24 protein-coding genes are annotated in these 26,799 nt (G+C 74.5%); 11 read left to right on the top strand and 13 right to left on the bottom strand.

Translation table 11 applies throughout. From position 1 onward, the window contains the following. Nucleotides 1–28 precede the first annotated feature (28 nt). A complete protein-coding gene (locus ACFYU0_RS05730; RefSeq protein ID WP_389298072.1) occupies nt 29–3,403 on the bottom strand; it encodes a pyruvate carboxylase in 3,375 nt (1,124 codons plus the stop codon). Nucleotides 3,404–3,733: 330 nt separating this feature from the next. Between ACFYU0_RS05730 and ACFYU0_RS05725 the strand changes: the two genes are divergently transcribed. The 7 genes from ACFYU0_RS05725 to ACFYU0_RS05695 all read left to right on the top strand — a co-directional run bounded on the left by ACFYU0_RS05725 (nt 3,734) and on the right by ACFYU0_RS05695 (nt 10,439). Beyond that, the gene (locus ACFYU0_RS05725; protein ID WP_389298070.1) at nt 3,734–5,356 is read left to right on the top strand and encodes a sensor histidine kinase; all 1,623 of its coding nucleotides are present in this window, start codon (nt 3,734–3,736) and stop codon (nt 5,354–5,356) included. Next, nucleotides 5,353–5,760: a roadblock/LC7 domain-containing protein gene (locus tag ACFYU0_RS05720; protein ID WP_351666262.1), complete on the top strand. Its 408-nt coding sequence runs from the start codon at nt 5,353–5,355 to the stop codon at nt 5,758–5,760. The genes ACFYU0_RS05725 and ACFYU0_RS05720 overlap by 4 nt, the downstream gene beginning before the upstream one ends. Next, the gene (locus tag ACFYU0_RS05715; protein WP_351666261.1) at nt 5,757–6,104 is read left to right on the top strand and encodes a DUF742 domain-containing protein; all 348 of its coding nucleotides are present in this window, start codon (nt 5,757–5,759) and stop codon (nt 6,102–6,104) included. Before ACFYU0_RS05720 ends, ACFYU0_RS05715 begins: the two co-directional genes overlap by 4 nt. A 13-nt stretch (nt 6,105–6,117) precedes the next feature. Further along, nucleotides 6,118–6,711, top strand: a complete 594-nt coding sequence (locus ACFYU0_RS05710) for an ATP/GTP-binding protein (RefSeq protein WP_351666487.1) — start codon at nt 6,118–6,120, stop codon at nt 6,709–6,711. Continuing rightward, complete coding sequence (locus ACFYU0_RS05705) at nt 6,708–7,919, top strand: cytochrome P450 (RefSeq protein WP_389298067.1); 1,212 nt, start codon at nt 6,708–6,710, stop codon at nt 7,917–7,919. Before ACFYU0_RS05710 ends, ACFYU0_RS05705 begins: the two co-directional genes overlap by 4 nt. Before the next feature lie 100 nt (nt 7,920–8,019). Next, entirely contained in the window at nt 8,020–9,246 is a 1,227-nt protein-coding gene (locus ACFYU0_RS05700) for a cytochrome P450 (RefSeq protein ID WP_389298065.1), read from the top strand. 203 nt (nt 9,247–9,449) lie between these two features. Beyond that, nucleotides 9,450–10,439 carry an aldo/keto reductase gene (locus ACFYU0_RS05695; RefSeq protein ID WP_389298063.1) on the top strand — a complete coding sequence of 330 codons (990 nt, stop codon included), beginning with the start codon at nt 9,450–9,452 and terminating at the stop codon, nt 10,437–10,439. 292 nt (nt 10,440–10,731) lie between these two features. On the opposite strand, the gene ACFYU0_RS05690 is transcribed toward ACFYU0_RS05695, so the two are convergent. After that, complete coding sequence (locus ACFYU0_RS05690; RefSeq protein WP_351666257.1) at nt 10,732–11,112, bottom strand: DUF6343 family protein; 381 nt, start codon at nt 11,110–11,112, stop codon at nt 10,732–10,734. Between the two features lie 313 nt (nt 11,113–11,425). Here ACFYU0_RS05690 and ACFYU0_RS05685 point away from each other — a divergent pair, with 313 nt between their 5' ends. Then, on the top strand, nt 11,426–12,784 hold the full coding sequence (locus ACFYU0_RS05685) for an MFS transporter (protein WP_389298061.1): 1,359 nt from the start codon (nt 11,426–11,428) through the stop codon (nt 12,782–12,784). 19 nt (nt 12,785–12,803) lie between these two features. On the opposite strand, the gene ACFYU0_RS05680 is transcribed toward ACFYU0_RS05685, so the two are convergent. From ACFYU0_RS05680 to ACFYU0_RS05645, 8 genes are all read right to left on the bottom strand, one after another. Next, nucleotides 12,804–13,544 (bottom strand): metallophosphoesterase, encoded by a 741-nt coding sequence (locus ACFYU0_RS05680; RefSeq protein ID WP_389298059.1) that lies wholly within the window; start codon nt 13,542–13,544, stop codon nt 12,804–12,806. Continuing rightward, nucleotides 13,541–13,828, bottom strand: coding sequence for a BON domain-containing protein (locus ACFYU0_RS05675; protein ID WP_389298057.1), 288 nt, complete (start codon nt 13,826–13,828; stop codon nt 13,541–13,543). Before ACFYU0_RS05675 ends, ACFYU0_RS05680 begins: the two co-directional genes overlap by 4 nt. Beyond that, nucleotides 13,825–14,511 carry a hypothetical protein gene (locus tag ACFYU0_RS05670; protein ID WP_389298055.1) on the bottom strand — a complete coding sequence of 229 codons (687 nt, stop codon included), beginning with the start codon at nt 14,509–14,511 and terminating at the stop codon, nt 13,825–13,827. The genes ACFYU0_RS05675 and ACFYU0_RS05670 overlap by 4 nt, the downstream gene beginning before the upstream one ends. A 191-nt stretch (nt 14,512–14,702) precedes the next feature. Beyond that, nucleotides 14,703–15,200: a hypothetical protein gene (locus ACFYU0_RS05665; RefSeq protein WP_351666251.1), complete on the bottom strand. Its 498-nt coding sequence runs from the start codon at nt 15,198–15,200 to the stop codon at nt 14,703–14,705. 113 nt (nt 15,201–15,313) lie between these two features. Beyond that, nucleotides 15,314–15,619: an acylphosphatase gene (locus ACFYU0_RS05660; protein ID WP_351666249.1), complete on the bottom strand. Its 306-nt coding sequence runs from the start codon at nt 15,617–15,619 to the stop codon at nt 15,314–15,316. Further along, nucleotides 15,616–15,957: a hypothetical protein gene (locus tag ACFYU0_RS05655; protein ID WP_389298052.1), complete on the bottom strand. Its 342-nt coding sequence runs from the start codon at nt 15,955–15,957 to the stop codon at nt 15,616–15,618. Before ACFYU0_RS05655 ends, ACFYU0_RS05660 begins: the two co-directional genes overlap by 4 nt. 34 nt (nt 15,958–15,991) lie before the next feature. Further along, nucleotides 15,992–18,199 (bottom strand): acetoacetate decarboxylase family protein, encoded by a 2,208-nt coding sequence (locus ACFYU0_RS05650; protein WP_389298050.1) that lies wholly within the window; start codon nt 18,197–18,199, stop codon nt 15,992–15,994. Nucleotides 18,200–18,407: 208 nt separating this feature from the next. Continuing rightward, nucleotides 18,408–18,866: a flavodoxin family protein gene (locus tag ACFYU0_RS05645; RefSeq protein ID WP_389298048.1), complete on the bottom strand. Its 459-nt coding sequence runs from the start codon at nt 18,864–18,866 to the stop codon at nt 18,408–18,410. Between the two features lie 123 nt (nt 18,867–18,989). Between ACFYU0_RS05645 and ACFYU0_RS05640 the strand changes: the two genes are divergently transcribed. Continuing rightward, complete coding sequence (locus tag ACFYU0_RS05640; RefSeq protein WP_389298046.1) at nt 18,990–19,631, top strand: class I SAM-dependent methyltransferase; 642 nt, start codon at nt 18,990–18,992, stop codon at nt 19,629–19,631. 15 nt (nt 19,632–19,646) lie between these two features. On the opposite strand, the gene ACFYU0_RS05635 is transcribed toward ACFYU0_RS05640, so the two are convergent. Further along, a complete protein-coding gene (locus ACFYU0_RS05635; RefSeq protein ID WP_389298044.1) occupies nt 19,647–20,972 on the bottom strand; it encodes a lipase family protein in 1,326 nt (441 codons plus the stop codon). Nucleotides 20,973–21,174: 202 nt separating this feature from the next. Here ACFYU0_RS05635 and ACFYU0_RS05630 point away from each other — a divergent pair, with 202 nt between their 5' ends. Then, the gene (locus ACFYU0_RS05630) at nt 21,175–21,885 is read left to right on the top strand and encodes a lipoprotein (RefSeq protein ID WP_389298042.1); all 711 of its coding nucleotides are present in this window, start codon (nt 21,175–21,177) and stop codon (nt 21,883–21,885) included. 49 nt (nt 21,886–21,934) lie between these two features. Here the strand turns inward: ACFYU0_RS05630 and ACFYU0_RS05625 are convergent, their stop codons facing one another. After that, entirely contained in the window at nt 21,935–22,567 is a 633-nt protein-coding gene (locus tag ACFYU0_RS05625; RefSeq protein WP_351666237.1) for a GNAT family N-acetyltransferase, read from the bottom strand. Between the two features lie 121 nt (nt 22,568–22,688). Continuing rightward, complete coding sequence (locus ACFYU0_RS05620) at nt 22,689–24,701, bottom strand: DUF1996 domain-containing protein (protein ID WP_389298883.1); 2,013 nt, start codon at nt 24,699–24,701, stop codon at nt 22,689–22,691. Nucleotides 24,702–25,161: 460 nt separating this feature from the next. Here ACFYU0_RS05620 and ACFYU0_RS05615 point away from each other — a divergent pair, with 460 nt between their 5' ends. Continuing rightward, the gene (locus ACFYU0_RS05615) at nt 25,162–26,667 is read left to right on the top strand and encodes an NlpC/P60 family protein (protein ID WP_389298041.1); all 1,506 of its coding nucleotides are present in this window, start codon (nt 25,162–25,164) and stop codon (nt 26,665–26,667) included. Nucleotides 26,668–26,799 lie beyond the last annotated feature (132 nt).

Here is a 26,799-nt window from a genome sequence, read left to right as displayed (position 1 = left end):
CTCCGGCCGCGGAGAGCGGGCGCTGTCGTCAGGCGATCTCCACCAGCAGGTCGCCGCCCTCCACCTGCTGGATCCGGTTGATGGCCAGCCGGGACACCCGGCCCGCCTTCGGCGCGGTGATCGTGGCCTCCATCTTCATGGCCTCGATGGTGGCCACGGTGGCGCCGGCCGCCACCTCGTCGCCCTCGGTCACCGCGAGCGTCACCACGCCGGCGAACGGCGCCGCCACGTGCCCCGGGTTGCCCCGGTCCGCCTTCTCCGTCACCGGGACGTCCGAGGCCGCCGCCCGGTCCCGCACCTGGATGGGCCGGATCTGGCCGTTGAGCGAGGACATCACGGTGCGCATGCCGCGCTCGTCGGCCTCGCCGACCGCCTGCAGCTCGATCAGCAGCCGGACACCGGGTTCCAGGTCGACGGCGTACTCCTTGGCCGGGCGCAGGCCGTAGAAGAAGGCCTTGCTGTCCAGCACGCTGGTGTCGCCGAAGCTCTGGCGGTGCGTGTCGAACTCGCGGGTCGGGCCGGGGAACAGCAGCCGGTTGAGGGTCGCGCGGCGGTCCTTGGCCAGCCCGTCGCGGTCCTCGGCGGACAGCTCGGGGGCGGGCCTGGCCTCCGTCCGGCCCTGCAGGGCCTTGGTGCGGAACGGCTCGGGCCAGCCGCCGGGCGGGGTGCCCAGCTCGCCGCGCAGGAAGCCGATCACCGAGTCCGGGATGTCGAACCGGTCCGGGGTCGCCTCGAAGTCCTCCGGCGAGACCCCGGCGCCCACCAGGTGCAGCGCGAGATCGCCGACCACCTTGGAGGACGGCGTCACCTTGACCAGCCGGCCGAGGATCCGGTCGGCGGCGGCGTACATCGCCTCGATGTCCTCGAAGCGGTCGCCGAGCCCGAGGGCGACGGCCTGGGTGCGCAGGTTGGAGAGCTGCCCGCCGGGGATCTCGTGGTGGTAGACCCGCCCGGTCGGGGAGGCGAGACCCGCCTCGAACGGGGCGTAGATCTTGCGCACGCCCTCCCAGTACGGCTCCAGGTCGCCGACGGCGCCCAGGTCGAGGCCGGTGGGCCGCTCGGAGTGGTCGGTGGCGGCGACGAGCGCCGACAGCGAGGGCTGCGAGGTGGTGCCGGCCATCGAGGCCACCGCGCCGTCGACCGCGTCGGCGCCCGCCTGGATCGCGGCGAGGTAGGTGGCGAGCTGGCCGCCCGCCGTGTCGTGCGTGTGCAGGTGCACGGGCAGGTCGAACTCGCGGCGCAGCGCGGTGACGAGCTTCGCGGCGGCCGGTGCGCGCAGCAGCCCGGCCATGTCCTTGATCGCCAGGACGTGCGCGCCGGCCTCGACGATCTGCTCGGCGAGCCGCAGGTAGTAGTCGAGCGTGTAGAGCCGCTCCGAGGGGTCGTTGAGGTCGGCGGTGTAGCAGAGGGCGACCTCGGCGATCGCGGTGCCGGTCTCGCGCACCGCCTCGATGGCGGGCCGCATCTGGCCGACGTCGTTCAGGGCGTCGAAGATGCGGAAGATGTCGATGCCGGTGGCGGCGGCCTCCTGCACGAATGCGTCGGTCACCTCGGTCGGGTACGGGGTGTAGCCGACGGTGTTGCGGCCGCGCAGCAGCATCTGCAGGCAGATGTTGGGCACCGCCTCGCGCAGGGCGGCCAGCCGCTCCCAGGGGTCCTCGGCCAGGAAGCGCAGCGCGACGTCGTACGTGGCGCCGCCCCAGCACTCCAGGGACAGCAGTTGCGGCAGCGTGCGGGCGACCACCGGGGCGACGGCGAGGAGGTCCTTGGTGCGCACCCGGGTGGCCAGCAGCGACTGGTGGGCGTCGCGGAAGGTGGTGTCGGTGACCCCGATGGTCGGCGACTCGCGCAGCTGCCGGGCGAAGCCCTCGGGGCCGAGTTCCACCAGCCGCTGCCGGGAGCCGGCCGCGGGCTCACCGGCCGGGAGCGAGGGCAGCTTGGCGACCGGGTCGAGCAGTTCGGGCCGCTCGCCGTGCGGCTTGTTGACGGTGACGTCGGCGAGGTAGGTGAGCAGTTTGGTGCCGCGGTCGGCGGAATGCCGGGAGGTGAGCAGGTACGGGCGCTGCTCGATGAAGGAGGTGGTGATCCGGCCCGCCTGGAAGTCGGGGTCGTCCAGGACCGCCTGCAGGAACGGGATGTTGGTGGCGACACCGCGGATGCGGAACTCGGCCACGGCACGCCGGGCGCGGCCCACGGCGGCCTGGAAGTCCCGGCCCCGGCAGGTGAGTTTGACCAGCATCGAGTCGAAGTGGGCGCTGATCTCCGTGCCCGCGTGGGTGGTTCCGCCGTCCAGGCGGATGCCGGAGCCGCCCGGGGAGCGGTAGGCGCTGATCCGGCCGGTGTCCGGGCGGAAGCCGTTGGCCGGGTCCTCGGTGGTGATGCGGCACTGCAGGGCGGCGCCGCGCAGGGTGACGGTGTCCTGGGAGAGGCCGAGGTCGGCGAGGGTCTGGCCGGAGGCGATGCGCAGCTGGGCCTGGACCAGGTCGACGTCGGTGACCTCCTCGGTGACCGTGTGCTCGACCTGGATGCGCGGGTTCATCTCGATGAAGACGTGGTTGCCGTCGGGGTCGAGCAGGAACTCCACGGTGCCCGCGTTGCGGTAGCCGATCTCGCGGGCGAAGCGCACCGCGTCGGCGCAGATCCGGTCCCGCAGCGCGGGGTCGAGGTTGGGTGCGGGCGCCAGTTCGATGACCTTCTGGTGCCGGCGCTGGAGCGAGCAGTCGCGCTCGAAGAGGTGGATGACGTTGCCCTCGCCGTCGGCGAGGATCTGCACCTCGATGTGGCGCGGGTCGACGACGGCCTTCTCCAGGAAGACGGTCGGGTCGCCGAACGCGGACGCGGCCTCGCGGGAGGCGGCCTCGATGGACTCGCGCAACTGGGCGGGGTCCTCCACCCGGCGCATGCCCCGCCCGCCGCCGCCGGCGACCGCCTTGACGAAGACCGGGAAGCCGATCTCCTCGGCGGCCCGCACCAGTTCGTCCACGTCTTGGGAGGGCGCGGAAGAACCGAGCACGGGTACGCCGGCGGCCCGCGCGGCGGCGACCGCGCGGGCCTTGTTGCCGGTCAGTTCGAGCGTCCGCGCGTCCGGGCCGACGAAGGTGATGCCCGCCTCCTCGCAGGCGCGGGCCAGTTCCGGGTTCTCGGACAGGAATCCGTAGCCGGGGTAGACGGCGTCGGCGCCCGCCCGGCGGGCGGCGGCGACGATCTCCTCGACCGAGAGGTAGGCCCGCACGGGGTGCCCCGGTTCACCGATCTCGTACGCCTCGTCGGCTTTCAGCCGGTGCAGCGAGTTGCGGTCCTCGTGCGGGAACACGGCGACCGTGCGCGCGCCGAGTTCGTAGCCCGCCCGGAACGCGCGGATCGCGATCTCTCCACGGTTGGCGACCAGCACCTTGCGGAACATCCTGGATTCCCTTCAGCTGCCTGGCGGCGACAAACACCATGGTGTCAGCCATCCCTGCCGTACGTCGCGGCAACATTAGGGGGTGCCAAATCGTCTCGACGTGCGAGAACCATCACACGGGCGGGGTGGGCGGCGCCACAGACGGCACCGGCCGCTGCTCCAGGCCGGTGACCGTCCGGCACCTGGAACGAGCACGGACTCTTTCCTTTTCGATCACGAACTCTCGTATAGTGACCGGCAGTTCACCCCCCGAGTGTCTTTTTCCGACCGCCCGGGACGTCTCCGCCTGCCCTCCTTCGCCCCTCTCTGCCGCGAGGATCACCCGGACCGATGACCCCGCTCACGCATCCCGGCCACCGTTCCCCGTCCCGCACGTTCGTCGTCGCCCTCGCCGCGACCGCCGCCCTGTCGGCACTCGTCGTCTGGGGGGCGGTGGCGGCGGCGCCCGGCCCGGTGCGCGCCCCGCTGGCCTGGGGCGCCGGCGCGGCGGCGGTGGTGCTCAGCGCCGCGGTCGCCACGGCCGCGCACGCCCTGCGCGCCGCGCGCGGCGGCAGGCGCCGGCTGGAGAGCCTGAACCAGGACATGGGACGGCTGCTGCAGCAGCAGGCCCACGCCGCCGAAGAGGCCCGCCAGGAGCAGCAGCGGCTCATCGACGACCTTGCGCAGCTGCGCACGGAGCTGACCGAGTCGTTCGCGGCTGAACGGGAGCGGCTCCGGGCGGCGGCCGATCGCGAGGCGGAGCGGCTGCGCGCGGAGAACGCCGGCCTGGCCGACGAGCTGGAACGCGCCCGGCGGGAGCGCGGCGCCGCGGTGTCCGCGACCGCCAACGCGGCCGCCCGGATGCAGGCCCTGGCCACGGCCACGCTCGCCGACCTGCGCGCGATGGAGGACCGGCACACCGACGAGGAGGTGCTCGCCGACCTGCTGCACCTCGATCACCGCACGGCCCAGGCCGGGCGGCTCGCGGACTCCATCGCCGTCCTGACCGGGGCGCGCACCGGCCGTCGGTGGGCACGTCCCATCGGCATGGAGTCCATCCTGCGCGGGGCGATGGGCCGGATCGCCGGCTACCGGCGGGTGCGGGTGCACTCGGTCAGCGGAAGCGCGGTCGCCGGGCACGCCGCCGAGGGCGTGATGCACGCGCTGGCCGAACTCCTCGACAACGCCGCGAACTTCTCGCCGCCGACCGCCGAGGTCCACGTCTACGTGGAGGAGGTGCCGGCCGGGGTCATCGTGTCCGTGGAGGACAGCGGCCTGGTCATGGGCGAGGTGCAGCTGCGCCGGGCCGAACGGGCGGTCTCCGGTGACGTCACGGAACTGGGCGGTCTGACCGGCACCCGGCTCGGGCTCGCCGTGGTCGGCCGGCTGGCCCGCAAGCACGGTCTGAAGGTGTCGTTCCGCCCCTCGGCGCGCGGCGGCACCGGCGTGCTGATGCTCGTCCCGCAGGACATCCTCGCCGGCCCCGCCCCGGCGGCGCCGGCGCCGGCGCCCCGCCCGGAGCCGGTCGAGGCCCCGCCGGCTCCGGCTCCCGCGGACACCGACGTCGTCCACGACACCTCGCCGTCCGCCGCGGAGGGCCCGGCGGGACTGCCGAAGCGCCGCCGGGGCCGTACCCTCGCCGCCGCCGAACGCTCCCGGCCGGCGCCCCGCACGGAGGGCGCCCGGACCCCGCCCGGCGCCGAGCAGGGCGGCGGCCCCCGACCGGCCGACGCCGACGAGGGCAAGGCCCGCGCCGCCCGCTTCGGCAGCTTTCGCCAGGCGGTCCGCTCCGCGCCGGAGGCCCGGCCGCGCACCGGTCCGGCCCAGGACGCCGGCCGGGATGGCGCCGACGCCCATGTCACGGCGCCGGACGAGGGCGCGCCCGGCGGCCACCCGGCCGGACACCAAGCCCAGCCCCCCGGCACCTGCCAACCGCACCCGCACACGCACCTGGAAGGCGACACCACGTCATGACCGGCCCGACCACCGCCGACGACAAGCTCACCTGGCTCCTGGAGGGCCTGCTGGAGCGGACCCCGGGCGCCCTGCACGCGCTCGTGCTCTCCCGCGACGGACTGAAGCTGTGCCGTACCCCTGAGCTGTCCGTCGACCAGGCCGACCAGCTCGCCGCCATCGCGGCCGGCATCCAGTCCCTCTCGCACGGGGCGTCCGTCGAGTTCGGCGACGGCAGCGGCGGAGTCCGCTCGGCGATGGCGGAGTTCTACGGCGGCGTGCTGTTCATCGTGGAGGCCGGCGCGGGCGCCCATCTGGCCGTGGTCACCACGGAGGAGGCGGACGCCGGACTCGTCGGACACACCATGAGCGAGCTGGTGGAACAGCTCGGTGAGCACCTGACCGCGCCGCCGCGCGCGTCATGAGCCGGCCGGGCAGGGACGACGCCCCCGACCGCCTGTACACCATCACGCAGGGCCGCAGCCGGTCCGGACCGGACACCCCCTTCGACCTGGTCACCCTCGTGGTCGCCGAGTCCGACCCGGCGGCCGGCATGCAGTCGGAGCACGTGGCCATCCTCGAGCTGACCCGGTCGCCCGCCTCGGTGGTGGAGATCGCAGCCGAACTGCGGCTGCCGGTGAGTATCACCAAGGTGCTGCTGTGCGACCTGCTCGCGGCGGGCCGCGTCAGCGCCCGTCATCCGCGCAGGCCGGCCCCGACCGACCCCGACATCCTGGAGCAGGTGCTCGTTGGACTACGCAACCTCTGACGCGCGCACCCCGTTGGGTGCCTCCGCCGACAACGGTCTGAAGATCGTGGTCGTGGGCGGCTTCGGCGTCGGCAAGACCACCCTGGTCCGCTCCGTCAGCGAGATCCGTCCCCTCAACACCGAGGAGACGATGACCCAGGCCGGCGCCGGCGTCGACGACATCCGTCAGGTGCGCGGCAAGTCCGCCACCACGGTCGCCTTCGACTTCGGCCGGATCACCCTGGACGCGCGCAACGTGCTGTACCTGTTCGGCGCGCCGGGCCAGGAGCGCTTCTGGTTCCTGTGGGACCGGCTGTTCTCGGGCACGCTCGGCGCGGTGGTGCTGGTCGACACCCGGCGCATCGACGACTCCTGGTACGCCATCGACCGCCTGGAGCACCACGGCACCCCGTTCATCGTGGCCTGCAACGACTTCGGCGGCGCCGTACGCGCGGGCGAGGACGTCCGCGAGGCGCTCGACCTGGATCCGCGGGTGCCGCTCATCGACTGCGACGCCCGCTCCCGCGAGTCGGGCAAGCACACGCTGATCACGCTGGTGGAGCACGTGAAGAACCGGTACGCCGACCCGTCCGCGCGCGCGGGCTCGCCCCGACAGGAGTTCGTGTGACGACCCCCGACGCCGTCCCGCTCGACGGGCCCGGGTTCCGGACCGACCCCGCCCGGCTGTACCGCGAGATGCGGCGCGACCACGGCGCGGTGGTGCCCGTGCTGCTCCACGGCGGCATACCGGCCTGGCTGGTGCTGGGCTACCGCGAGCTGCACCAGGTCACCGGCGATCCGGTGCTCTTCAGCCGGGACTCGGACCTGTGGAACCAGTGGGAGAGCATCCCCGCGGACTGGCCGCTGCGGCCGATGATCGGGCACAGGCAGCCGTCGATCCTGTACACGGTCGGCGAGCGGCACCGGCAGCGCGCGGCCATGATCGGCAACGCGCTGGAGGCGGTCGACCCCTTCGAACTGCGCCGGCACGCCGAGCGGTTCGCGGACGAGCTGATCGACGCGCTGTGCGCGGCCGGCGAGGCCGACCTGATCGCGCAGTACGCGATGCTCCTGCCGGTGCGGGTGCTCGCCCGGCTCTACGGCTTCCCGGACGAGGACGGCCCGGGCCTGGTCACCGCGCTCAACGACATGATCGACGGCCGGGAGCGGGCGCTGGCCGGGCAGTCCCATCTCGCCGGTTCCATGGAGCGCCTGATCGCCGAGCGGCGGAAGGAGCCCGCCGACGACGTGGTCTCCCGGATGCTCGCCGACGGCAGCGGGTTCACCGACGAGGAGATCGCCCAGGACCTGATGGTGATGACGGCGGCCGGGCACCAGCCGACCGCCGACTGGATCGGCAACTCACTGCGGCTGATGCTCACCGACGACCGGTTCGCCGCCTCTCTGTTCGGCGGGCGGCACAGCGTCGCCGAGGCCATGAACGAGGTGCTGTGGGAGGACACTCCCACGCAGAACGTGGCCGGCCGCTGGGCCACCCGTGACACCCGCCTCGGCGGCCGTTCCGTCCGGGCCGGCGACATGGTGCTGCTGGGGCTGCAGGGCGCCAACTCCGATCCGCAGGTGCGCACCGACGCCTCGGCGCTGACCGGCGGCAACAGCGCGCACTTCTCCTTCGGCCACGGCGAGCACTCCTGCCCGTTCCCCGCGCAGGAGATCGCCGAGGTCATCGCCCGGACCGGCATCGAGGTCGTCCTGGACCGGCTGCCGGACATCGATCTGGCGGTGCCCGCCGAGTCCCTCGCCCGCCGGCCCTCGCCCTGGCTCAGGGGGCTGAACCGGCTGCCCGTCCGCTTCACCCCCGTACTAGCCCGCTGATCACCGCGCCGCCCCGGCCGGGCCGTTCGCCGGCCGGGGGCCCGGGGCCGCCCCGGGCAGGCGCCGTACCCCTGACCCCGCCCCTGGGAGGCACGTCACGATGAGCACCGGTACCGAAGCACCGCGGATCGCCCTCGACCCCTTCGTCTCCGACCTGGACGGTGAGAGCGCGGCCCTGCGCGCGGCCGGCCCGCTCGCCGCCGTGGAGCTGCCGGGAGGTGTCCCGGTGTGGGCCGTCACCCACCACGCGGAGGCCAAGGCGCTGCTCACCGACCCGCGTCTGGTGAAGGACATCGAGGTGTGGGGCGCGTGGCGGCGCGGCGAGATACCCGCCGACTGGCCGCTGATCGGCCTGGCCAACCCGGGCCGCTCCATGCTCACCGTGGACGGCGCCGACCACCGCCGGCTGCGCACGCTGGTCGCGCAGGCGCTCACCCCGCGCCGGGTGGAGAAGATGCGCGAGCGCATCGGGAAACTCACCCAGGATCTGCTGGACGCGCTGCCCGCGGACGGTTCGACGGTGGACCTGAAGGCGGCCTTCGCCTACCCGCTGCCCATGTACGTCGTCGCGGACCTCATGGGCCTGCCGGAAGCGCGGCTGCCGCGGCTGAAGGTGCTGTTCGAGAAGTTCTTCTCCACCCAGACCCCGCCCGCGGAGGTCGTGGCGACCCTCACCGAACTGGCCGAGATCATGGCCGAGACGGTCGCGGCCAAGCGGGCCGAGCCGGGGGACGACCTGACCAGCGCGCTGGTCCTCGCCTCCGAGGACGGCGACCGGCTCACCGACCAGGAGATCGTCTCCACGCTCCAGCTCATGGTGGCGGCGGGCCACGAGACCACGATCTCCCTGATCGTCAACGCCGTCGTCGCCCTCTCCACGCACCCCGAGCAGCGTGCCCTGGTGCTGTCCGGCGAGGCGGACTGGTCGGCGGTGGTCGAGGAGACGCTGCGCTGGTCCACCCCCACCTCGCACGTGCTGATCCGGTTCGCGACCGAGGACGTGCAGGTCGGCGACCGGGTGATCCCGGCCGGCGACGCGCTGATCGTGTCGTACGGGGCGATCGGCCGCGACGAGAAGGCGCACGGCCCGGACGCCGGGGAGTTCGACGTCACCCGCGAGACGAGGAACCGGCACATCTCCTTCGGGCACGGCCCGCACGTGTGCCCGGGCGCGGCGCTGTCCCGGCTGGAGGGGGGGGTGGCGCTGCCCGCGCTGTACGCCCGCTTCCCCGGCCTGGAGCTCGCGGTCCCGGCGGCCGAGCTGCGCAACAAGCCGGTCGTCACGCAGAACGACCTGTTCGAGCTGCCGGTCCGGCTGGGCGTCTGACACCGGACGGCGCTTGCGTTCGAGCGCACTTCAGGTCGTAGCGTCGTGGACGGCCCACCGAGCGGGACCGGGCCGCCCGCTGTCCCCCCACGGGATGCCGGGCGGCCCGATCCGTCGCTGAATGGTGGGTGGCTCTCTCCGTCCGTGCGCCGTGACGGCGGTGCGGACGACCGACCGAAGTGTGCGAAAGGCTGGGACAGCACATGCGACAGCGCAGTCTGCGGGATCTCCAGGTATCGGCCATCGGCCTCGGCTGCATGGGAATGTCCGCCTTCTACGGCACCGCCGACCAGGCCGAGGGCATCGCGACCATCCGCCGCGCCCTCGAACTGGGCGTCGACTTCCTGGACACCGCCCAGATGTACGGGCCGCTGACCAACGAGTCACTGGTCGGCGAGGCGATCAGGGGACACCGCGACGAGTACGTGATCGCCACGAAGTTCAACTACCGGATGGACGACGCGGTGCCGGGCGACATGAGCTCGGTGGGCCGCCAGGACGGCTCCGCCGAGCATGTGCGCAGCTCGGTGCACGGCTCGCTGGAGCGCCTCGGCACCGACCACATCGACCTCTACTACCAGCACCGGGTCGATCCGCAGGTGCCGATCGAGGAGACCGTGGGCGCCCTGGCGGAGCTGGTCGCCGAGGGCAAGGTGCGGTACATCGGGCTGAGCGAGGCGAGCGCGGAGACCATCCGGCGGGCGAACGCCGTCCACCCGGTCACCGCCGTGCAGAGCGAGTACTCGCTGTGGACCAGGGACGTGGAGGCCGAGGTGCTGCCGGCCTGCCGTGAGCTGGGCATCGGCTTCGTGCCGTACTCGCCGCTCGGCCGCGGCTTCCTCGCCGGCCGGTTCTCCTCCCCCGACGAGCTGGACGCCGACGACTACCGTCGCAGCAGCCCGCGGTTCACCGACGCTCACCTCGAGGCGAACCTGCGGCTGGCGGCGAAGGTCAAGGAGATCGCCGCGGAGAAGGACGTGACCCCGGCCCAGCTCGCGATCGCCTGGGTGCTGGCCCAGGGCGAGGATCTGGTCCCGATCCCGGGCACCAAGCGCCGCACCTACCTGGAGCAGAACGCGGCCGCGGTGGACATCGAGCTGAGCAAGGAGGACCTCGTCCGCATCGACGCCGAGCTGCCCCAGGCGTCGGGTGAGCGCTACGACGAGGCGGGGATGCGGGCGGTCAACCGCTGAGGCGGCCCGGCAGCCCGCCGGGTCCTCCCGTCGGGCGCGGGGGCCTCGCGCCTGGCTCCGGGGCCCCTGGTCAGGCGCCGGGACCTCTCGCCTCGCTCCGGTGGGTCCCTGGTCAGGCGCCGGGGCCTCTCGCGGGGCGCCAGGACCTCTCGCCTCGCTCCGGGGCCCCTGGTCAGGCGCCGGGGCCTCTCGCGGGGCGCCAGGACCTCTCGCCTCGCTCCGGGGCCCCTGGTCAGGCGCCGGGGCCTCTCGCGGGGCGCCGGGACCTCTCGCCTCGCTCCGGGTCCCCTGGTCAGGCGCCGGGGCCTCTCGCGGGGCGCCGGGACCTCTCGTCGGGTTCCCGCCGCAGGCGGCGGGTCACGACGGCGAGGTCCAGCGCCGCCGCGAGCGCGAGCACCCCGCAGATCACGGCGAGGACGGTCAGCGGGGCGCTGCCGGGGCTGTCGCCCGGGCCCGTGCGCGCGGCCCAGACCGCGAGAACGGCGGTGGCCGCGGCGAAGAGCGGCAGGAAGACCGCGGAGAGCAGCCGCCGCAGCCGCAGGGGGCTGCGGGCGGTGACCGGTTCGGTGCCGGTGCGGGACGGGCCGCGGCCGGGCGTGTCGAGGCCCGAGCGGGTGTCCGGCGCCGCCGCGCGCGCGGGACGGCCCTCCCCGGCCTGGTCGTGGTCACGCATGTCGCACCTCCAGCGGCAGGACCGCGTGGTCCGGCCGCCTTCCGCGTAGCCCGCGCGGGGCCGGGCAAACGCGCGCCGCGCGGGGGCGTCACGGGGGCCTGTGAGCAAGCCCACCCGGGGTTCAAGTACGAGACGGATGACCGGATTTGGGGCTCTCCGTGCCGCGTCGGGAAGCGGGGCGGCGGCGCCTCGCCCGTACCGTCTGCCACCATGGTCGGCGCCCTCCCGACCGGGCGGACCAGCCGTGCAGCGCAGCCGGTTCAGCCGTTCCGCCGGTCGCTCTCCCGACTCCCCCGGATGTCGAGTAATCGCTTTGTCCACTGCCCCTGCCCTGCCCACGCCCGGAACCACCTCCGCCGCGCGCCCGAGCGCCTCGCGTTCGCCGTGGCGGTCGCTGCGTCACCGCGGCATGCGCTGGTGGTCGGTCGCGAACCTCGTGTCCAACGCCGGCACCTGGATGCAGCTCACCGTGCAGAACCTGCTGGTGCTGCAGATCACCGGGTCCGCCGCGGCGACCGGTCTGTCGATGTCGGTACAGGCGGCGCCCGCGCTGTTCGTGAGCATGCTGGGCGGCGCGGCCGTGGACCGCTGGCCCCGGAAGCTGACGGTCGCCGTCAGCCAGGCCCTGCTCGGCGCGATCGCCTTCACCACTGCCCTGCTCGTGGCGCTGGACCGGATCGACATGACGTCCCTGCTGGTGCTCGCCGGGGTGACCGGTGTCATCGCCACGGTCGACGGACCGGCCTGCGCGCTGCTCGGCAACGATCTCGTGCCGGTGGAGGACGTGCCCTCCGCGATCGGGGTGGGCGCCCTCGTGCACAGCGCCGGCCGGCTGGCGGGCACGGGGCTGGCCGGCGTGACGGTCGGCTTCCTCGGCACCGGCGCCGCGTACGCCGCCAACGGGCTGTCGTTCCTGTTCGTCGCGGCGGTCGTGCCGTTCCTGCGCCCCGCGCCCGGGGCGGTCCGGGAGGCGGCGGCCGCCGGGCGCGCCGTATCGGACCGGGCCGTACCGGACAAGGCGGAGATGGGAATCAGGCAGGGCCTGGCCTTCTTCGTCCGCCGGCCCCGGCTGGTCGCGCTCGCCGCCGTCACCGGTCTCAGCTCGGTCTTCGGCCGCAACTACGGGCTCACCCTCGCCGTCCTCGTCACCGGGCCGCTCGCGGGCGGCGCGGGGGCGTTCGGCACGGTGTCCACGGTGCTGGCCGTCGGCGGCATCCTCGGCGCGGTCCTCGGCGCGCGGCTGCGCAGCCCCTCGGTGCGCACCGTGGGGGCGCTCGCTGCGGCCGGCGGGCTGCTCCAGGTCGCGGCGGGCCTCTCGCCGTCCCTGGCCGTCCTGCTGGTGCTGGTGCTCCCGATGGCCGTGGTGGAGTCGGTCTCCGACACCGCCGGCACGGCGGTTCTGCAGACCGACCCGCCCGCCCACATGCGGGGCCGGGTGCTCGGCGTGTGGAGCAGCATCGGCACCGTCTGGGGCCTGGGCGGGCCGCCCGCCCTGGGCCTGCTGATGGAGTGGGCGGGGGCGCGCGGCGCCCTGGTCGCGGGCGGGCTGCTGATCGCCGGTGCGATCGGCGCGGGCCTGCTGCGCCGCGGGGTCGCCCTGCCCACCGCGCTGAAGCTGCCCGCGAAGGACGGCGACGTGGCGGGCCGCGAGGCCCTGGGCACGGCCGCCTGAGCCCGCGAACCAGCGCCGGTCAGGCCGTCGCCGGTTCGCGCCCGGGCAGGTTGTAGACGTGGAAGGCCTGGCCGATCACCGGCTGGGCCACGTTGCGGACCCGGACGCCCCCGCTGGTCATCCCGTGCTCGGTGCCCGCGTGGGCGTGCCCGTGCACGGCCAGGTCGGGGCAGGCGGTGTCGATCGCCTCGGCGAGGAGGTAGCTGCCGAGGAACGGGTAGATCTCCAGCGGCTCCCCGGCCAGGGTGTCCGGCACCGGTGAGAAGTGGGTCAGGGCGATCTGTACGTCGCAGTTCCACTCGTCGAGCTGCTTCAGGGCGGTGAGCAGTCCGTCGGCGCTGCGGCGGCTGTAGCGGACGAACTCCTTCATGACCGGCTCGCCGAACTCCCCGGCGCAGCGTCCCACGAACCCGCCGCCGAAGCCCTTGGTCCCGGCCACCCCGATGCGCGCCCCGTCGCTGGTGACGACGGCGGCCTCGCCCTCGAGGACGTGCGCGCCGGCGTCCCGGAGGATCGCGCCGACCTCCTCCGGGTGGTCGTCGTGGTGGTCGTGGTTGCCGAGCACGGCGACGACGGGGACGGCGAGGTCCTTGATCTCCCGGGCGACGACCCGCGCCTCCTCGGGCGTGCCGTGCCGGGTGAGGTCCCCGGCGAGGAGCAGGACGTCGGCGCAGTCCGGCAGGGTCTCGAAGGCGGGGCGCAGCGTGCCCTGGCTGCCCGCTCCCATGTGGATGTCCCCCACGGCGGCGACGCGGATCATGTGAGGTCCTCCCCGTGATCGGGCGAGGAGGTCCCGGCGACGAGGATGTCGCAGTGCACGGGGTGCCCCGCCAGCACCTCGCGGGCCATGCCGAGGATCTCGTCCCGGCACTCGGTGGAGGGCACGGTGCCCGTCAGCAGCACGGAGTCACCGTGCGGGACCAGCCGTACGCCCAGCTCGCCGTGCGGTCCGGCCGCGATCCGTTCGGCCAGGTGGGCGACGCGGTAGTCCAGGTTCTCGGCGGCCGGCTGGTCCGGCGGCCGCTGTGCGTCTCGGTCGGTCATGGCTGCCCCTTCGGCGGTGCGATCACGTTCAGCCGTTCGAGCAGGTAGAGGAAGGCGGCGGGCATCGGCTGGTCCCCGCAGGTCTGCCGCACCTCGTCCCAGTCGACCTTCTCGCGCACGGCCCGGGCCACCGGGAGAACCGCCCCGAAGTCGCAGTAGTGCTCCGAGAAGGCGCTGATCAGGCTGCGGATCAGATCGGTCGGGGACAGGACCGGCATGAGCACGGAGTCGACCGGCAGGCACGTGGCCCGGGCGAGCATGTCCTCGGTGACGGGCTCGTGCGCGAGCTGGAAGATGATGTCGATGTCCTGGCCGTGGCAGGCCGTCTTCAGCAGCCAGTCCTCCGGCGGGGTGCGGACCGGGAGACCGGCCTCGCGCAGGGTCGCGGCCACCGCCTCGGAGTCCTCGGGCAGCACGGCGAAGTCGGCGTCGTGCTGGAGGTCGCGACTCCCGCCGTGGGCGTAGACCGCCACGCTGCCCGCGAGGGCGAAGGGGTGTCCCTGCTTCTTCAGCAGGGCGCCGATCTGCTTGGCGGCCTCCAGGATCGCCTGGCTGCGGTCGTGCGGCAGGGGCTCCGTGACCGGTGCGGCCGGCACCGGCGGCAGCGGTCCCTCGCCGGCGAGGCGGAGGCCCGGTACCTCCGTCCTGCGGGCGGGGGTGGTTCCCTCCCCGTTCTGCGTCATGGTCTCTCCATTCGCGGCGCGACCTGCGCTCCCGGCGGCCGGGCCGGCTCCGGGAGGGCACACCGGGTACCCGGGCCGGTGCCGCTCAGTCCTGGCCGCCGCCGACGGCCGCGCGGGCCCGCCCGGGGTGGGGCGGGGCGGGACCGCGGGCCCGCTCACGGGGTCGGCCCGCCGGCTTCAGACCGCCGGCTTCAGACCGCCGGCTTCAGACCGGTGATCTTCAGGGTCCTCAGGTCGGACTGGACGTCGATCCTGGTGACCTGCGCGTCACGGCCGTCGCTCCAGGTCAGCGTGACCCTGCTGGTCGAGTGGCCCATGCCGGCGCCGGTGTAGGCGACCTTCCACCGCACCGGCACGTTCTGCGCGAAGAGGATGCCGTCGGCATGGTTCTTCCGCTCGTAGGCGCCGGCCTTCTTCTGGGCGGCCGAGGACAGGTAGAAGGCGCGCAGCGCCTTGGCGTTGGCGGCGGCCGCCGGGTCGTCGGCGGCCCAGACGGAGTCGATGTAGGCGCCGTAGAAGTCGGCGACGCGCTGGGTGGCGTTGCGCGGGTCGCCCTGGGCGGACGACACGGCGGCGGCAGGGGCGTGGCTCGCGCCGGTTCCGGCGAGGGCGGGCGTGACGGCGGCCAGGGTGAGGCCGGCCGTGACGGCGACGGCGGTCAGGAGGGTCCTGCGACTGCGGACGGGCATCTTTCTCATTCCCCCGTTTTATTCGCGACCGGGCCGATCCCGGGCGTCGACGGACCGTAAGACCGCGAATCTCTTCCGCCGGTTCCCTTTCCCGCTCTCTCTTTCCCGCCGCGCTAGCCCGCGTGGGGGCCGTCGCCGGGCGCCGCGTCGGGCAGTACGCGGAAGCCGGACAGCCCCTCGGGCTCCTCGGCGGTGCCCGTGCAGTGCGTCACCGCGGCCGCCGGCGGACCCTGCGCCGCCCAGCGGGCGAGGTGGGCGACGTCGTCGGGCGCCCCCTCGAACACGGCCTCCACGTCTCCGTCGTGCAGGTTGCGCACCCACCCGGCCACGCCTCGCTCCTCCGCGAGCCGGCGGCAGGTGTCGCGGTAGAAGACGCCCTGGACGCGGCCGCTGACGCGCACGTGCTGCCGGACGGTCATCCCCGCGCACCCCTGCCCTCGCCCGGCTCCGTCCACAGGACGGTCCGGCCGGCCCGGGCCGGCGTTCCGCTCCGGGCGGTCGCGGTCGCCCGCCGGTGCGCGAGCAGCGCCCGGGCGGCGGCGCGCAGCCGCCGTGCCGACGCGCGGCACGCGGCCGCCTGGCGTTCCAGGTCGACGCGGCTCCGCTCGGGCGCCGCGGTGCCGGTCAGCGCCTCGGCGATGGCCAGCAGTCGCCGGGCGTAGCCGTCCAGCAGATCGGCGTCGGCGCGCAACGCGATCGCCCGGTCGAGGAGTCCGACGGGTGACGGCATGGTGCGGGGCAGCAGCTCGGTGACCACGGAGGCTCCCAACTCATGGATCGGTGCGTTCGGTTCAGTGCGGCAGGACGGCGCCGGCGCTGCGGTGGGCCGTGAACCGCGGATTGTGCAGGACGAAGAGCGGCCGGGCCGCGTCGATCCCGAGCCGGCGCAGCTGCCCGGCCATGGGTTCGGCCGCCGCGGTGTCCAGGCGCAGCCGCACCCGGGCGCCGGCGTGCAGCCGGGACGCGCCGTGCGCGCGGACCAGGGTGCGGACCGTGCTCTCGTCGCGCCGGCCGTACAGCACCCAGTCGGCCTCCGGGCAGCGGACGCCCGGGCCGAGGCGGCCGGACACCACGAGACCGCTCTCCATGGCGGCGAACCGGAGGCGGTGGTCCATCAGGTCGGCCACGGCCGAGCCGAGGGTGGCGGGCTGGCCCCAGATCTCCCGGGCGACGCACCGGGCCTCCTCGCTGCTCACGGCGAGCGAGAGGACGTGCCGGCCGGTGCGGCGCAGGTCGGCGCGGCGCAGCAGGTCGGCGGCGATGTCGTACGGGCGCGGCCGCCACAGGTCGGCCACCGGCACCGTCAGGGCGACCTCCGTGTAGGGCCCGATGGTCGAGCAGCGGTGTTCGTACAGCGACAGCACCGCCAGCGCCCGGCCGCCCAGCCGGCTCGGCGCCGTCCGGGCGCCGGCGGGCAGCAGGCCCTGCGCGGCCTCGGCGTCGACGAGGTAGCACAGGTGGGCGGCGGAGGAGTCGTAGTAGCGCACCGGCACGTCCACCGGGCCGGCCGCGGTGGGGACGGAGGCGGTCGGCAGGGTGAGGAAGGGGTGGCCCTCGGGCGGGTGGGCACGGTCGCGGAGCCGGTAGGCCCGGGTCCGCACGACCGGGCCACGGTAGGGCGTCAGCGCGTCGTCGACGATCTCGCGGGCTTGGGGCACCACGGACCGGAGGTGCTCGATGTAGTCACGGACCGTGTGGCGCAGCGGGTACGGGCCGTCGGGGCCGGGGTAGTGCAGCTCGTACCGGTTGGGGTGCGGGTCCGAGGCGGGGCCGGCGTGCCGGCCGCCGGGGTCGGGCACCATGTCGTGCTGGTCGGTGATGGCGGCGACCCAGGTGCGGGGGTCGGCGGTCCGGCGGACGGCGGCCGGGGAGCCGACGGTCACGACGTGGGTGACCCGGTAGGCCCGGCAGAAGTCCGGATCCCGGGCGAGGTTCAGCAGCGCGGTGCCGCCCTCGCCGTGCCCGATCAGGGCGAGGTCCGCACCGCGCGGTATGCCGTAGTCCGCGAGGGCGAGCCGGATCGAGCGGGTGTGGGGCGAGTCGGCCGCGAAGAGATCGTGCCAGGCGTCGGCGAAGTCGCGCGGGCCGTCGTCCCGGGGCCGGCCGGGCGAGGCGCCGGGGACCTGGAGGACGTAGCGGACGACGCCGTCGGGTCCGCGCACGTTCTGCACCAGTATGCGCCCGTCGGCGGACAGCGCCCTGATGTTGCGCAGGAAGCCCAGGAAGGATCCCTCGGTGGCGATGTCCTGCCGCTCCCGCTCGGTGAGGTCGGCGGCCTCGGCGGCCGCCTCGCCCCCGTCCCCGGCCTCGGCCGGGGGTAAGGGACCGCCGGCCGGCTGCCCGTCGGGCGGTCCGGGTGCGAGTGCCCAGCCGGCCCCGTCGGGCCGGCCGCTCCCCTCCAGCAGCCTTCGTACGGCCGCGAGTTCGGCCATCAGGGGGGTGAGTCCGGACAGGGCGCGCTGTGCTCCCGGGTCCCGGAACAGGGCGCGCAGGGAGCGTACGGCGGCCGGGTCGCGGTCGGTCGCGAGGGCGTCCGCCAGCCTCCGCATACCGGGGTCGCGGGCGAACTCGGGGTGACCGGCCAGCACGGCGGCGGCCCTCAGCCGCAGGGCGGTGACCGCCACCCACGCGGGCAGGCCCGCCCGGCCGGGCAGCCGGGCCGGATCCTTCGGCAGCGGGGCCGTCGGGCCCGTCGGGAGCGGGGCCGTCGGGCCCGTCGGGAGCGGGGCCGCCGGGCCCTTCGGGAGCGGGACCGCCGGGCGGCCCAGGCCGCGCCCGCCGGTCAGGGCGCGCAGCAGCGCCCAGCGGGCCGCGAGGGCGGTGTGCGGCCGGCGGTGTGCCGGGCCGGCGAGCCGGGGGTCGAGCAGCGCGGCGCCGGTCCGCGCGGAGACCGCGCCGATGCCCTCGGCGACGTCCAGGACGTCCTGCGCGCACCGGCGGAGCAGTTCCCCGGCGTCCTGCTCGTCCGGCTGGCCGGGGGCGTGGCCGTCCGCTCGCATCCGACGCTCCCTCGGCTCGACTACGTGCGTGCGCGGCCGGACCCGTGAGTCCGGCCGCGGTCCCATCGTGGGCGAGGGACACCGCGCCCGCACCTTCGCCCACCGGGCGGCCCCGCCCTGACCAGGCGTGACGGCGACAAGGCCGGTCGCCGGGGCACCCGAACGGCCGATCGGCGGGCGGGGCGGCCCGGCAGGTGCGCCGGCGTCGTCAGGCGTCGTCCATGAGCCCCGCGGCTACCGTGGCGCCCAGCTCCCAGCAGGCCTCGACGTCGGCCTTGCCGGGTGCGCCGGTGACGGTCACCGCCTCGGCGGCACGGCGCCAGCCGAGGCCGGTGGTGACCGACTCGACGGCGCGGACGGCGCCCGTGACGTCGTTGCCGCCGTGCACGTAGTAGCCGAACGGCCGGCCCCGGGTCTCGTCCAGGCACGGGTAGTAGATCTGGTCGAAGAAGTGCTTCAGGGCGCCGGACATGTAGCCGAGGTTGGCCGGGGTGCCGAGGAGGTAGCCGTCGGCCCCGAGGACGTCGCCGGCGGTGGCGGACAGCGCCGCCCGCCGCACGACGCGCACGCCCTCGATCTCCGGTGCGGTCGCGCCGGCGACGACGGCCTCGAACAGCGCCTGGCAGTTGGGCGACGGGGTGTGATGCACGATCAACAGGGTGGGCACGCCCCGAACCCTGCCCTGCCCGGGCCGTGCCCCGCAAACCGGGCCCGGCGCGCGGCGTTGTGGGGTGCGGGCCGGGGGTGCGACGATGCCGGGCACCCGCAGGGGACGACGGAAGGAGCCGTCTTGGCCGAGGACGACCACCGGGCGCCGGCAGCCGTGCTGTTCGACGCGCTGGGTCTCGACTACGAGAAGGCGTTCGCCGCCTCCGAGGCGCACCGCGACTCCCTGCGGTGGCTGCTGGACCGGCTGGATCCGGGCAGCAGGATCCTCGACGTGGGCAGCGGAACGGGGCTGCCGACCGCGCGGACGCTCAGCGACGCGGGGCACGAGGTACTCGGCGTCGACGTCTCCCCGGTCATGGTCGACCTCGCCTCCCGGCAGGTTCCGGGGGCCGTCTTCCGGCTCGGCGACATCCGTGAACTGCCGCTCGAAAACGACGCGTTCGACGCGGTGTGCGTGTACTTCTCCCTGCTGCAGATGTCCCGCGCCGAGCAGTCGGCCGTGGTGACGCGGCTGGTGCGGGCGCTGCGGCCCGGCGGCTACGCCGCGCTGGCCACCGTGCCCCTCGACCTGGAGGCGGTCGAGGGGCGGTTCATGGGGCAGCCGGTACGGGTGACCAGCTTCGCCGCCGGGGACTTCGCCGCGCTCGCGACCGGGGCGGGCCTGACCGTACTGGCCGAGGAGCACGCCGTGTTCGCCCCGGCACATCCCGGCGCCGTACCCGAGCCGCACCTGTTCCTGCACTGCCGGCGCGCTTCCGGCTGAGCGCGCCGGCCGCGGTCAGGGCTGGACGGGCAGCGACCAGCAGGTGGAGCGCGCCGGCTTGCCGGAGAGGCGGTCTGTCAGCCAGCCGATGGCGCTGCCCTGGTCGGTGATCAGCGGGGTGAAGTGGTTGAGCAGGGAGCGGCCCAACGGCGGCACCACGACCGGCGCGTAGGTGACGGAGGCGCCCTTTCGGCACCAGTCGACGGCGAGCGTGCGGGCCTGGGCGTGCGGGACGAGGTCGTCGTTGACGCCGGTCGCCACCCGGACCGGGCTCGCCGGCTTCGCCCGCCCGATGCGCTGCCGGTCGAGGAAGTCCCGCAGAGCCGGCTCGGCCTCGATGACATCGCCGAGAGAGGAGCCGTCGGTCGTCCAGGCCGTGCTGTGCGCGGAGTTGTAGGAGAGGATCGCGTCTCCGACGCACATGGTCGACAGATCGGTGAGCGCCCTCTTGCCGGCCGCGTCGAGGTGTTCGTCGGCGATCGGCCGCAGGGCGGGGTCGGCCTGCAGGAAGCCGTTGACGGCCCAGCCCAGGGCGCCGGCCAGGTCGCTGCCGTCGATGGCCTTGGTGGTGGCGGTCAGGTCGGCGGGCGGCGCACCGGAGTAGGTGCCGGCCAGGGTGACGTCCGGGGCGTAGGACGGCTGGAGTTCGGCGGCGGAGGCGGTGGCGCCGCCGCCCTGGCTGTAGCCGTACAGGCCGACCGGTGAGGCGGCCGTCACGGACGTGCCCGGCAGGTTCCGGGCGGCGCGCACGGCGTCCAGCACGGCGTGCCCGCCGTCCAGGCGGTTGACGTAGGTGTGCAGCCGGTCGGTGGCGCCCAGGCCGGCGTAGTCGGTGACCACGACGGCGACGCCCCTGGCGAGCAGGCGGTAGATCGCCAGGTCCTCGTAACCGACCGACAGCGTCCGAACGTTGACGCGCAGCGGGTGTTCCAGACCGAGCGAGGCGGCACACTGGTCGCCCTGCCCCATGGTGCCGGGCGCGACGGCGACCAGGGGGCGCGATCCGCCGTGTTTCCAGGCGGCCGCCGGCTCGATGTAGGCGCCGGTCACGGCGACCGGACTCCCGTTGGAGTCCGTCGACTTGTACATCAGCCGGGTGGCCCGGCCGGGCAGGGGGCCGTCGAGTCCGGGCAGGCTCAGGGCGAGCGGGAGGTGCTCGCTGCGGACGAGCGCGCCGTCGGCGGCGGGCAGGGTGGCGGGCGGGTCGTAGAACGCGGGGATGGTGACGCCCCGGGACACGACGGTGTCCGAGGCGGTGGCGGGGAGTGCGGCGGCGGTCTGTGCGCCCAGGCAGGCGGCGACGGCGACGGCGAGCGCCGGGAGACGGGTCTGTGCGGGCATGGCGGACCTCCCGAGTGGTGGGGCAGGGGGTACCGAAGTGGGTGGATGGACCTTACTTTCGAGTAAGTTACCGGCGGTAGCCCACGGAAGGTCACGGTTGGGTAATGAGACGACCTGTCAGCGAGGGTCTCGCGCCGATATTCCGCACGACGCCGCCGCCCCCTCGGCTACAGTGGCCCGCCGGACCTCTGGGGAGAAGAAGGTGCAGGTCAAGGTGGGGATCGTGCGGGGCGGAGCAGTAGGCCTGACGGCCGGAGCGGCACTTCTGGCGGCGATGCTGAGCGGGTGCGCGGAGTCGTCCACGGACGGCGAGGACCAGTCCGGTTCGTCACCGAAGGCGGCGGCGTCGGCCGGGACGACGGCCGCGGGCGCGGTGAGCGGAGGCACGATCGGCGCCGCCGGCTCGGCGTGCGAACTGCCCGTCAGCTTCGACATCGCCGAGGACTGGAAGGCCAAGGGCATCGACGCCGAGGCGGAGACGTCGAAGGCGTCCAAGGGCTCGGACGGCGGCCTGTCGGGCGACCTCGCCGACGCCTTCCTGCGCCAGGGGCCGGTCGCGGCGGCCTGCGAGATCGACGCCAAGCCGGCCGGCAACATCGGCTTCCTGCGGGTGTGGACCGGCAAACCGGGCGACGCCGACGCACGTACGGCGCTGCGGGAGTTCGTGGCGGCCGAGGACAACGTCAGCGGGGAGAAGTACCACTCCTTCCGGACGGCCGACGGCGCGGCCGGCGTCGAGGTGGAGTACCTCTACACGAGCAAGCTCCTCGAGGAGACCAAGAAGGAGACCGCGCTCGCGGTCGGCACGCCGGACGGGCCGGTGGTGCTGCACCTCGGCGGCATGGACACCGAGGAGCACGAGGAGATGCGGCCCGCCTACGAACTGGCCAAGCGGACCCTGCGAGTTCGCTGACGGCCCGGCCGGCTCACGACCCGGCCGGCCGGCCGTCCGACGGTCCGGTTCAACCGTCCGTCGTGGACCGGCCCAGATAGGTGAGCGGGCCGGGGTCGCGCACCGGGATCTCATGGAAGCCGACCCGGTCGTAGAAGGCGCGGGCGGCGGTGTTGACGGTGACCATGCCGAGATGCACGGCCGGAACCCCCTGCTGGGACAGGGCGTTGAGCAGCGCGCCCATCAACCGGCGGCCGTGACCGCGCCGCTGCCATGCCGGCAGCAGGTCGATGTGCAAGTGGGCGGGGTACGCGGCGAGTTCGGGGACGAGCATGCGCTCCGGGCGGTGCAGGAGCCCGATCATCTCCTCGCTCGGCGTGCGCGGTGGCGCCGTCGGGGCCGGGTAGCGGCCGGCCATCCGGGGGATCCAGGTGCGCCGGAAGTCCGTCACGAAGCGCTCGGTGTCCGCCGTGCCGACCACGTACCCCACGGCCCGGCCCGCGCCGTCGTCCAGGACGAAGGCGAGGTCCGGGTCGAAGTGGCAGTAGGGCTCGGCGAAGAGCGCCGGCATGAGCCGGAGGTCGGGATACAGGTCCCGGGAATCGCCGCCGTTGTGCGCGGTGCGGACGCAGGTGTCGGCCACCGCGTCATGGTCGGCGGGGCGGTAGGGGCGGACGAACGGGCTCGGGGCGTCGGTCGGCATGGGGGCATCCTCCCGCCGATGGGAGCGCTCCCACAAGCCCTTCGCCGGACCCTCGTGCGACACGACGGCGGCCGCACCCGTCAGGGGTGGGCCGCCGTCCTTGGGTCGCGTCAGGAGATGATCAGTGGGTCAGTCGCTTGGCCTTGATCAGCATGAACAGACCACCCAGCGCCAGCAGGATCCCGATGCCCGCGGGCCACAGGTTCGCCCCGGTCTCGGCGAGCCCGCCCTGCCCGGCCGCCTGCGGCTCCGTCTGGGCGACCGGAACCTGGGACTGCGCGGCCCGGGACTGCGCGTCCGGGGACTGGACGGCTGCCGGGGACTGGTCGCCGTTGCCTCCGTCCGCCGCGGGCGCGGTCCGGGTGGCCGTGCCGGCTTCGCCGGTGCCGCCGGACGCAGCGGGGTCCTCGCTTTTCTGACCGCCGGCGGCCGGCTCGGTCCGCTTGTCGTCGGTGGGCGGCTCGGTGCGCTTGCCGTCCTTGGCCGGCTTGCTGTGCTTGGTGGTGTTCGCCGGTGCGGTCGTCGCGTCGGTCCTGGGCTCCTCGGCCGGGGCGGAGGAGGCCGGTGCGGCCGTGGCCGTGGCACCCGTGCCGGGCACGTCGGAGGCGCCGTCGCCCGGAGCGTCCGTCGCACCGTCGCCGGGGCTCTGGCTCTGGCTCGGGGCAGCGGTGGCGCCGGAGTCGTCGCCGCCGCGCGGACCGCAGGTGCGGCCGGAGTTGATGCAGTCGACCATCTCGCGCATCAGGCCCTCGTCGAAGACGTTGATGAAGTCGCCGTGGTCGGTGACCGGCTTGTGCAGCTGCTCCGGGAAGGAGTCCACGGCGAACAGCGGCACCGTCCGCCCGCCGTCGTTCAGGCTGGGCGCCTTGACGTCGTAGACGATGCGCTGCACCAGTTGCGGGATCGCCTGGAAGCCGGCGGGGCAGGCGCCGTCGGGCGTCGCGAACGCCACGTGCGTACGGTGGTTGGCGCTGTCGATGTTGCGGCCGTCCCAGCAGCTCTGGAAGCGGAAGGTGCGCACGACGTCGCTGCCGGACGGGCACAGCGGGTACTTGTCCTTGAGCTGCCGGTCCTCGAACCCGGTGCAGCTCCAGGAGGCGTTGGCGTTGGCGGGTCCGTTGACGAACGCCTTGGCGTCACCGGTGATGATGCGCAGCAGCCGCGGCATGGCGGTCACCTTGCCCTGGGGGCTGCCGACGAAGGTCAGCGTGACGTCCTTGGGCGTGACGATCTGGCCCGCGTTGCCCTCCGTGCCGCCGCCGGGCGCACCGGCGTCCCGCTCCTGCTTGCCGTTCTGCAGACGCACCACCGGCCAGTAGTACGTCGACCTGTCGCCCTTGTCCACGCAGCTCGTGTCGGCCTTGGCCAGGTCGTCGTCGCTGGCGAAGGCGGTGTTGGACTGGTTGCCCACGTAGTCGTGGAAGTGGTGGGCGCCGTTGGAGACGCCGGGGGCCACGATGACGTTGTCGGAGTTGAACAGGCCGTTCGCGTTGACACCGCACTCGGTGGTGAAGGTGCCGCTGGAGGCGCCGTCCCCCTGCGGCGGCTTCGGCGCGTTCGGCTGTACAGCGGTGATGTCCGCGTAGTCCGAGGCGACGGGCCCGTTGCCGCCCTGGCCGGTGCCCGCCTGCCCGGCGCCGCCCTGCCCCTGTCCGCCCTCCTGCTGACCGCCCGCGCTGGGCGAGGCGGTGGCCTGGCCGGCGCCGTCGGCGCCGCCGTCCTGGCCGGGGCGCAGGGTGCAGGCCGCCAGGGACTCCAGCCCCTCCGGCCGGTCACCGACCCGGTCGATGGCGACCGCGATGCGCTCGATCGTCGCCGCCCGCTTCTCCTTCAGGGGGTTCATGATGGAGCCGTCGACGGCGTCCGGATTCCGGTTGATCTCCTCCGCGGACGCCTGGAGTTGCCGGTAGGCGCCGGCCGTCTGCTGGTCCAGCTGGGCGAGTTCGCGGTCGACGTCGGCCCGGGCGCCGTCCGGGACCGAGGTCAGGCGGCTCCCCACGTCCGGGCAGTCGATCGTGGCCATACCGGCGGACCTCACCTGCCCGGTGGCGTCCTGGCCGGACCCGCCGCCCCAACCGCCCTCCGTGGCCGAGGCGTAGACGTTGACGGCGGCGAGGCCGCCCCCGCCCAGCATCAGGGCGACTGCTGCGAAGGTCGCGCGTCGTGCGCCGGTCGGGCGTCTGCGCCTGTTGCGTACCACGGTGGTCCCCTTGGGTGGAGCGGTCGGTCGGGCATGGAGTTCCCGCATCCCATACGGAGGGCGGACCCACAGCGTTCAACCGGATCGGTGATTCACCGGGATCTCACAGGAAACCGTGGTCACACCGGCGGCGGCAGCGTACGGCAACACCCGGCGGGTGGCAGGGCCATGCAAAAAGGCGAGAAACCTTCCCACTCGGACAGCGCCGCGAACATCACAAATACGTATCGGACATTACGCCCTGCAACCTTCACACCGAGCACACAAGTTGGCTAGGTTGACCGCCAGGCCGCCGGGCCGCAGGCGAACGCGCCGCGGTGTCACGGGGCCGGGGCTCGACCGACCCCGGGACCGGCCCAACTGCCCCGCGGGGCAAGGAAGGAGCACGTCTTCCATGGTGCCGGAGGGCCGCGACGAGGTTCGGCAGCGGATCGACTTCCTCTACGAACACGCCGAGAACGCGACCGGGAACTTCAACGCGACCCGGGCCAGGTCGGCGGCCGGCCGGAACCGGGGGGTCGCGCTGTCCAAGAGGTACGGACCGCGGCCGGACCCGGGTCTCGACGCCGTGGCCCGGCAGTGGTTCGACGCGGTGCGGGCCAACCTCGGCCCGACGGTCCCGGCGGTGCTCCCCGCAGACCGCCTGCCCGAACTTCCGTCCGCCACGGCCCGTTCCTGGGACCGCGGGGGCAGCGGCGACCGGGACGCCCCGAGTGTCGCGCTGCCCGAACTGGCTCCCGGCTCCGCCGGCCGCGCGGTCGCCGAGCTGACGGCCGGCCCCTCCGCCGCGCCGGACGGCCGGCCCCGGGCCGCCCTGGAGGCGGGCACGTCCGGCCCGACGGGCGTCCGCCCGGAGCTGCCGGCCGTGCGCAACGCCGAACTCCTCCCCGCACCAACCGAGTTGTCCACTCCGACGGCACTCCCGCCGGCCGCATGGGGTGCGGCCGAACCGGCCCCCTTCGGCGCACCGGAGACGAGCGGCCTCGTCCACGTGGAGACGGCCGTACTGCCCGTCGCCGCCCTCCCCGCACCGCAGACCGCCACCGCCCCGGCACCGGCACCGGCACCGGCACCGGCACCGGCACCGAGGGAACTGCCCGTTTCCGGGACCGTGCCCCCGCACCCCTCCCCCGCCGACGCCAAGACGAGCCACCTCCGCAAACTCATCGCGGCCCGCGACCTGCTGACCCGGCACGCCGCCCGGCTCCCCTCCCCCTCCATACCGTTCCAGTCGCCCTCGACGCCCTTCCAGCCGCCCACCGGACAGTGGGAGCAGCCAGGGTGGACGGCGCCCGGCACCACGGCCGTCCCGGACGCGCCCGCCCCGGCAGCGCTCCCCGACCTCTACGACCCCCTCGGAGGCACGGGCTCCTTCGCGCTGCCCGTGACCGGCGCCCGCACGGACACCGGGACGTTCCCGCAGGCCGCCCTCACCGAGTTTCCGCAGCCCGCCCTCGGCGACACCGGCTCCTTCACGCCGCCCCCCGCCCTCGGCGACACCGGCTCCTTCACGCCGCCCCCCGCCCCCGTCGCGGCCGACACGACACGCGCCGCCAGGGCCATCGCGTTCGCCCGGGCGCAGCTAGGCAAGCCCTGCGTATGGGGCGCCACCGGACCGGAGTCCTACGACTGCTCCAGCCTCACCCGGGCCGCTTGGCAGGCCGCCGGGGTCACCCTGCCGCGCGCCGCGCACGAGCAGGCCCTGGCCGGCGTCCCGGTCACCCTCGCCGGACTGGAACCGGGCGACCTCGTGCTCTTCTTCGACGACGACCGGCACGTGGGCCTGCACATCGGCGACGGCATGATGATCCATGCGCCGGGCCCCGGATCCACCATCCGCGAGGAGTCGGTCTACGGCGCCGGGGAGTCCGCGATCCACCGGATCGTCCGGCCGGCCTGAACCCGCCGCACGTACGCCCAGGGGCGGGCCCGGGGCGGGGCATAAGCGGCTCCTTGAAGCCTCATAAGATCCGCTTATGAGGTCATAGACCGGACCCGAGTACTAACTTAGGGCTGCCTTAGCTTAGGCTTC

Source organism: Streptomyces sp. NPDC003720, from assembly GCF_042875075.1.
In the GTDB taxonomy this organism is placed as follows: Bacteria; Actinomycetota; Actinomycetes; order Streptomycetales; family Streptomycetaceae; genus Streptomyces.
This window is presented reverse-complemented; position numbering and strand designations above follow the sequence as displayed.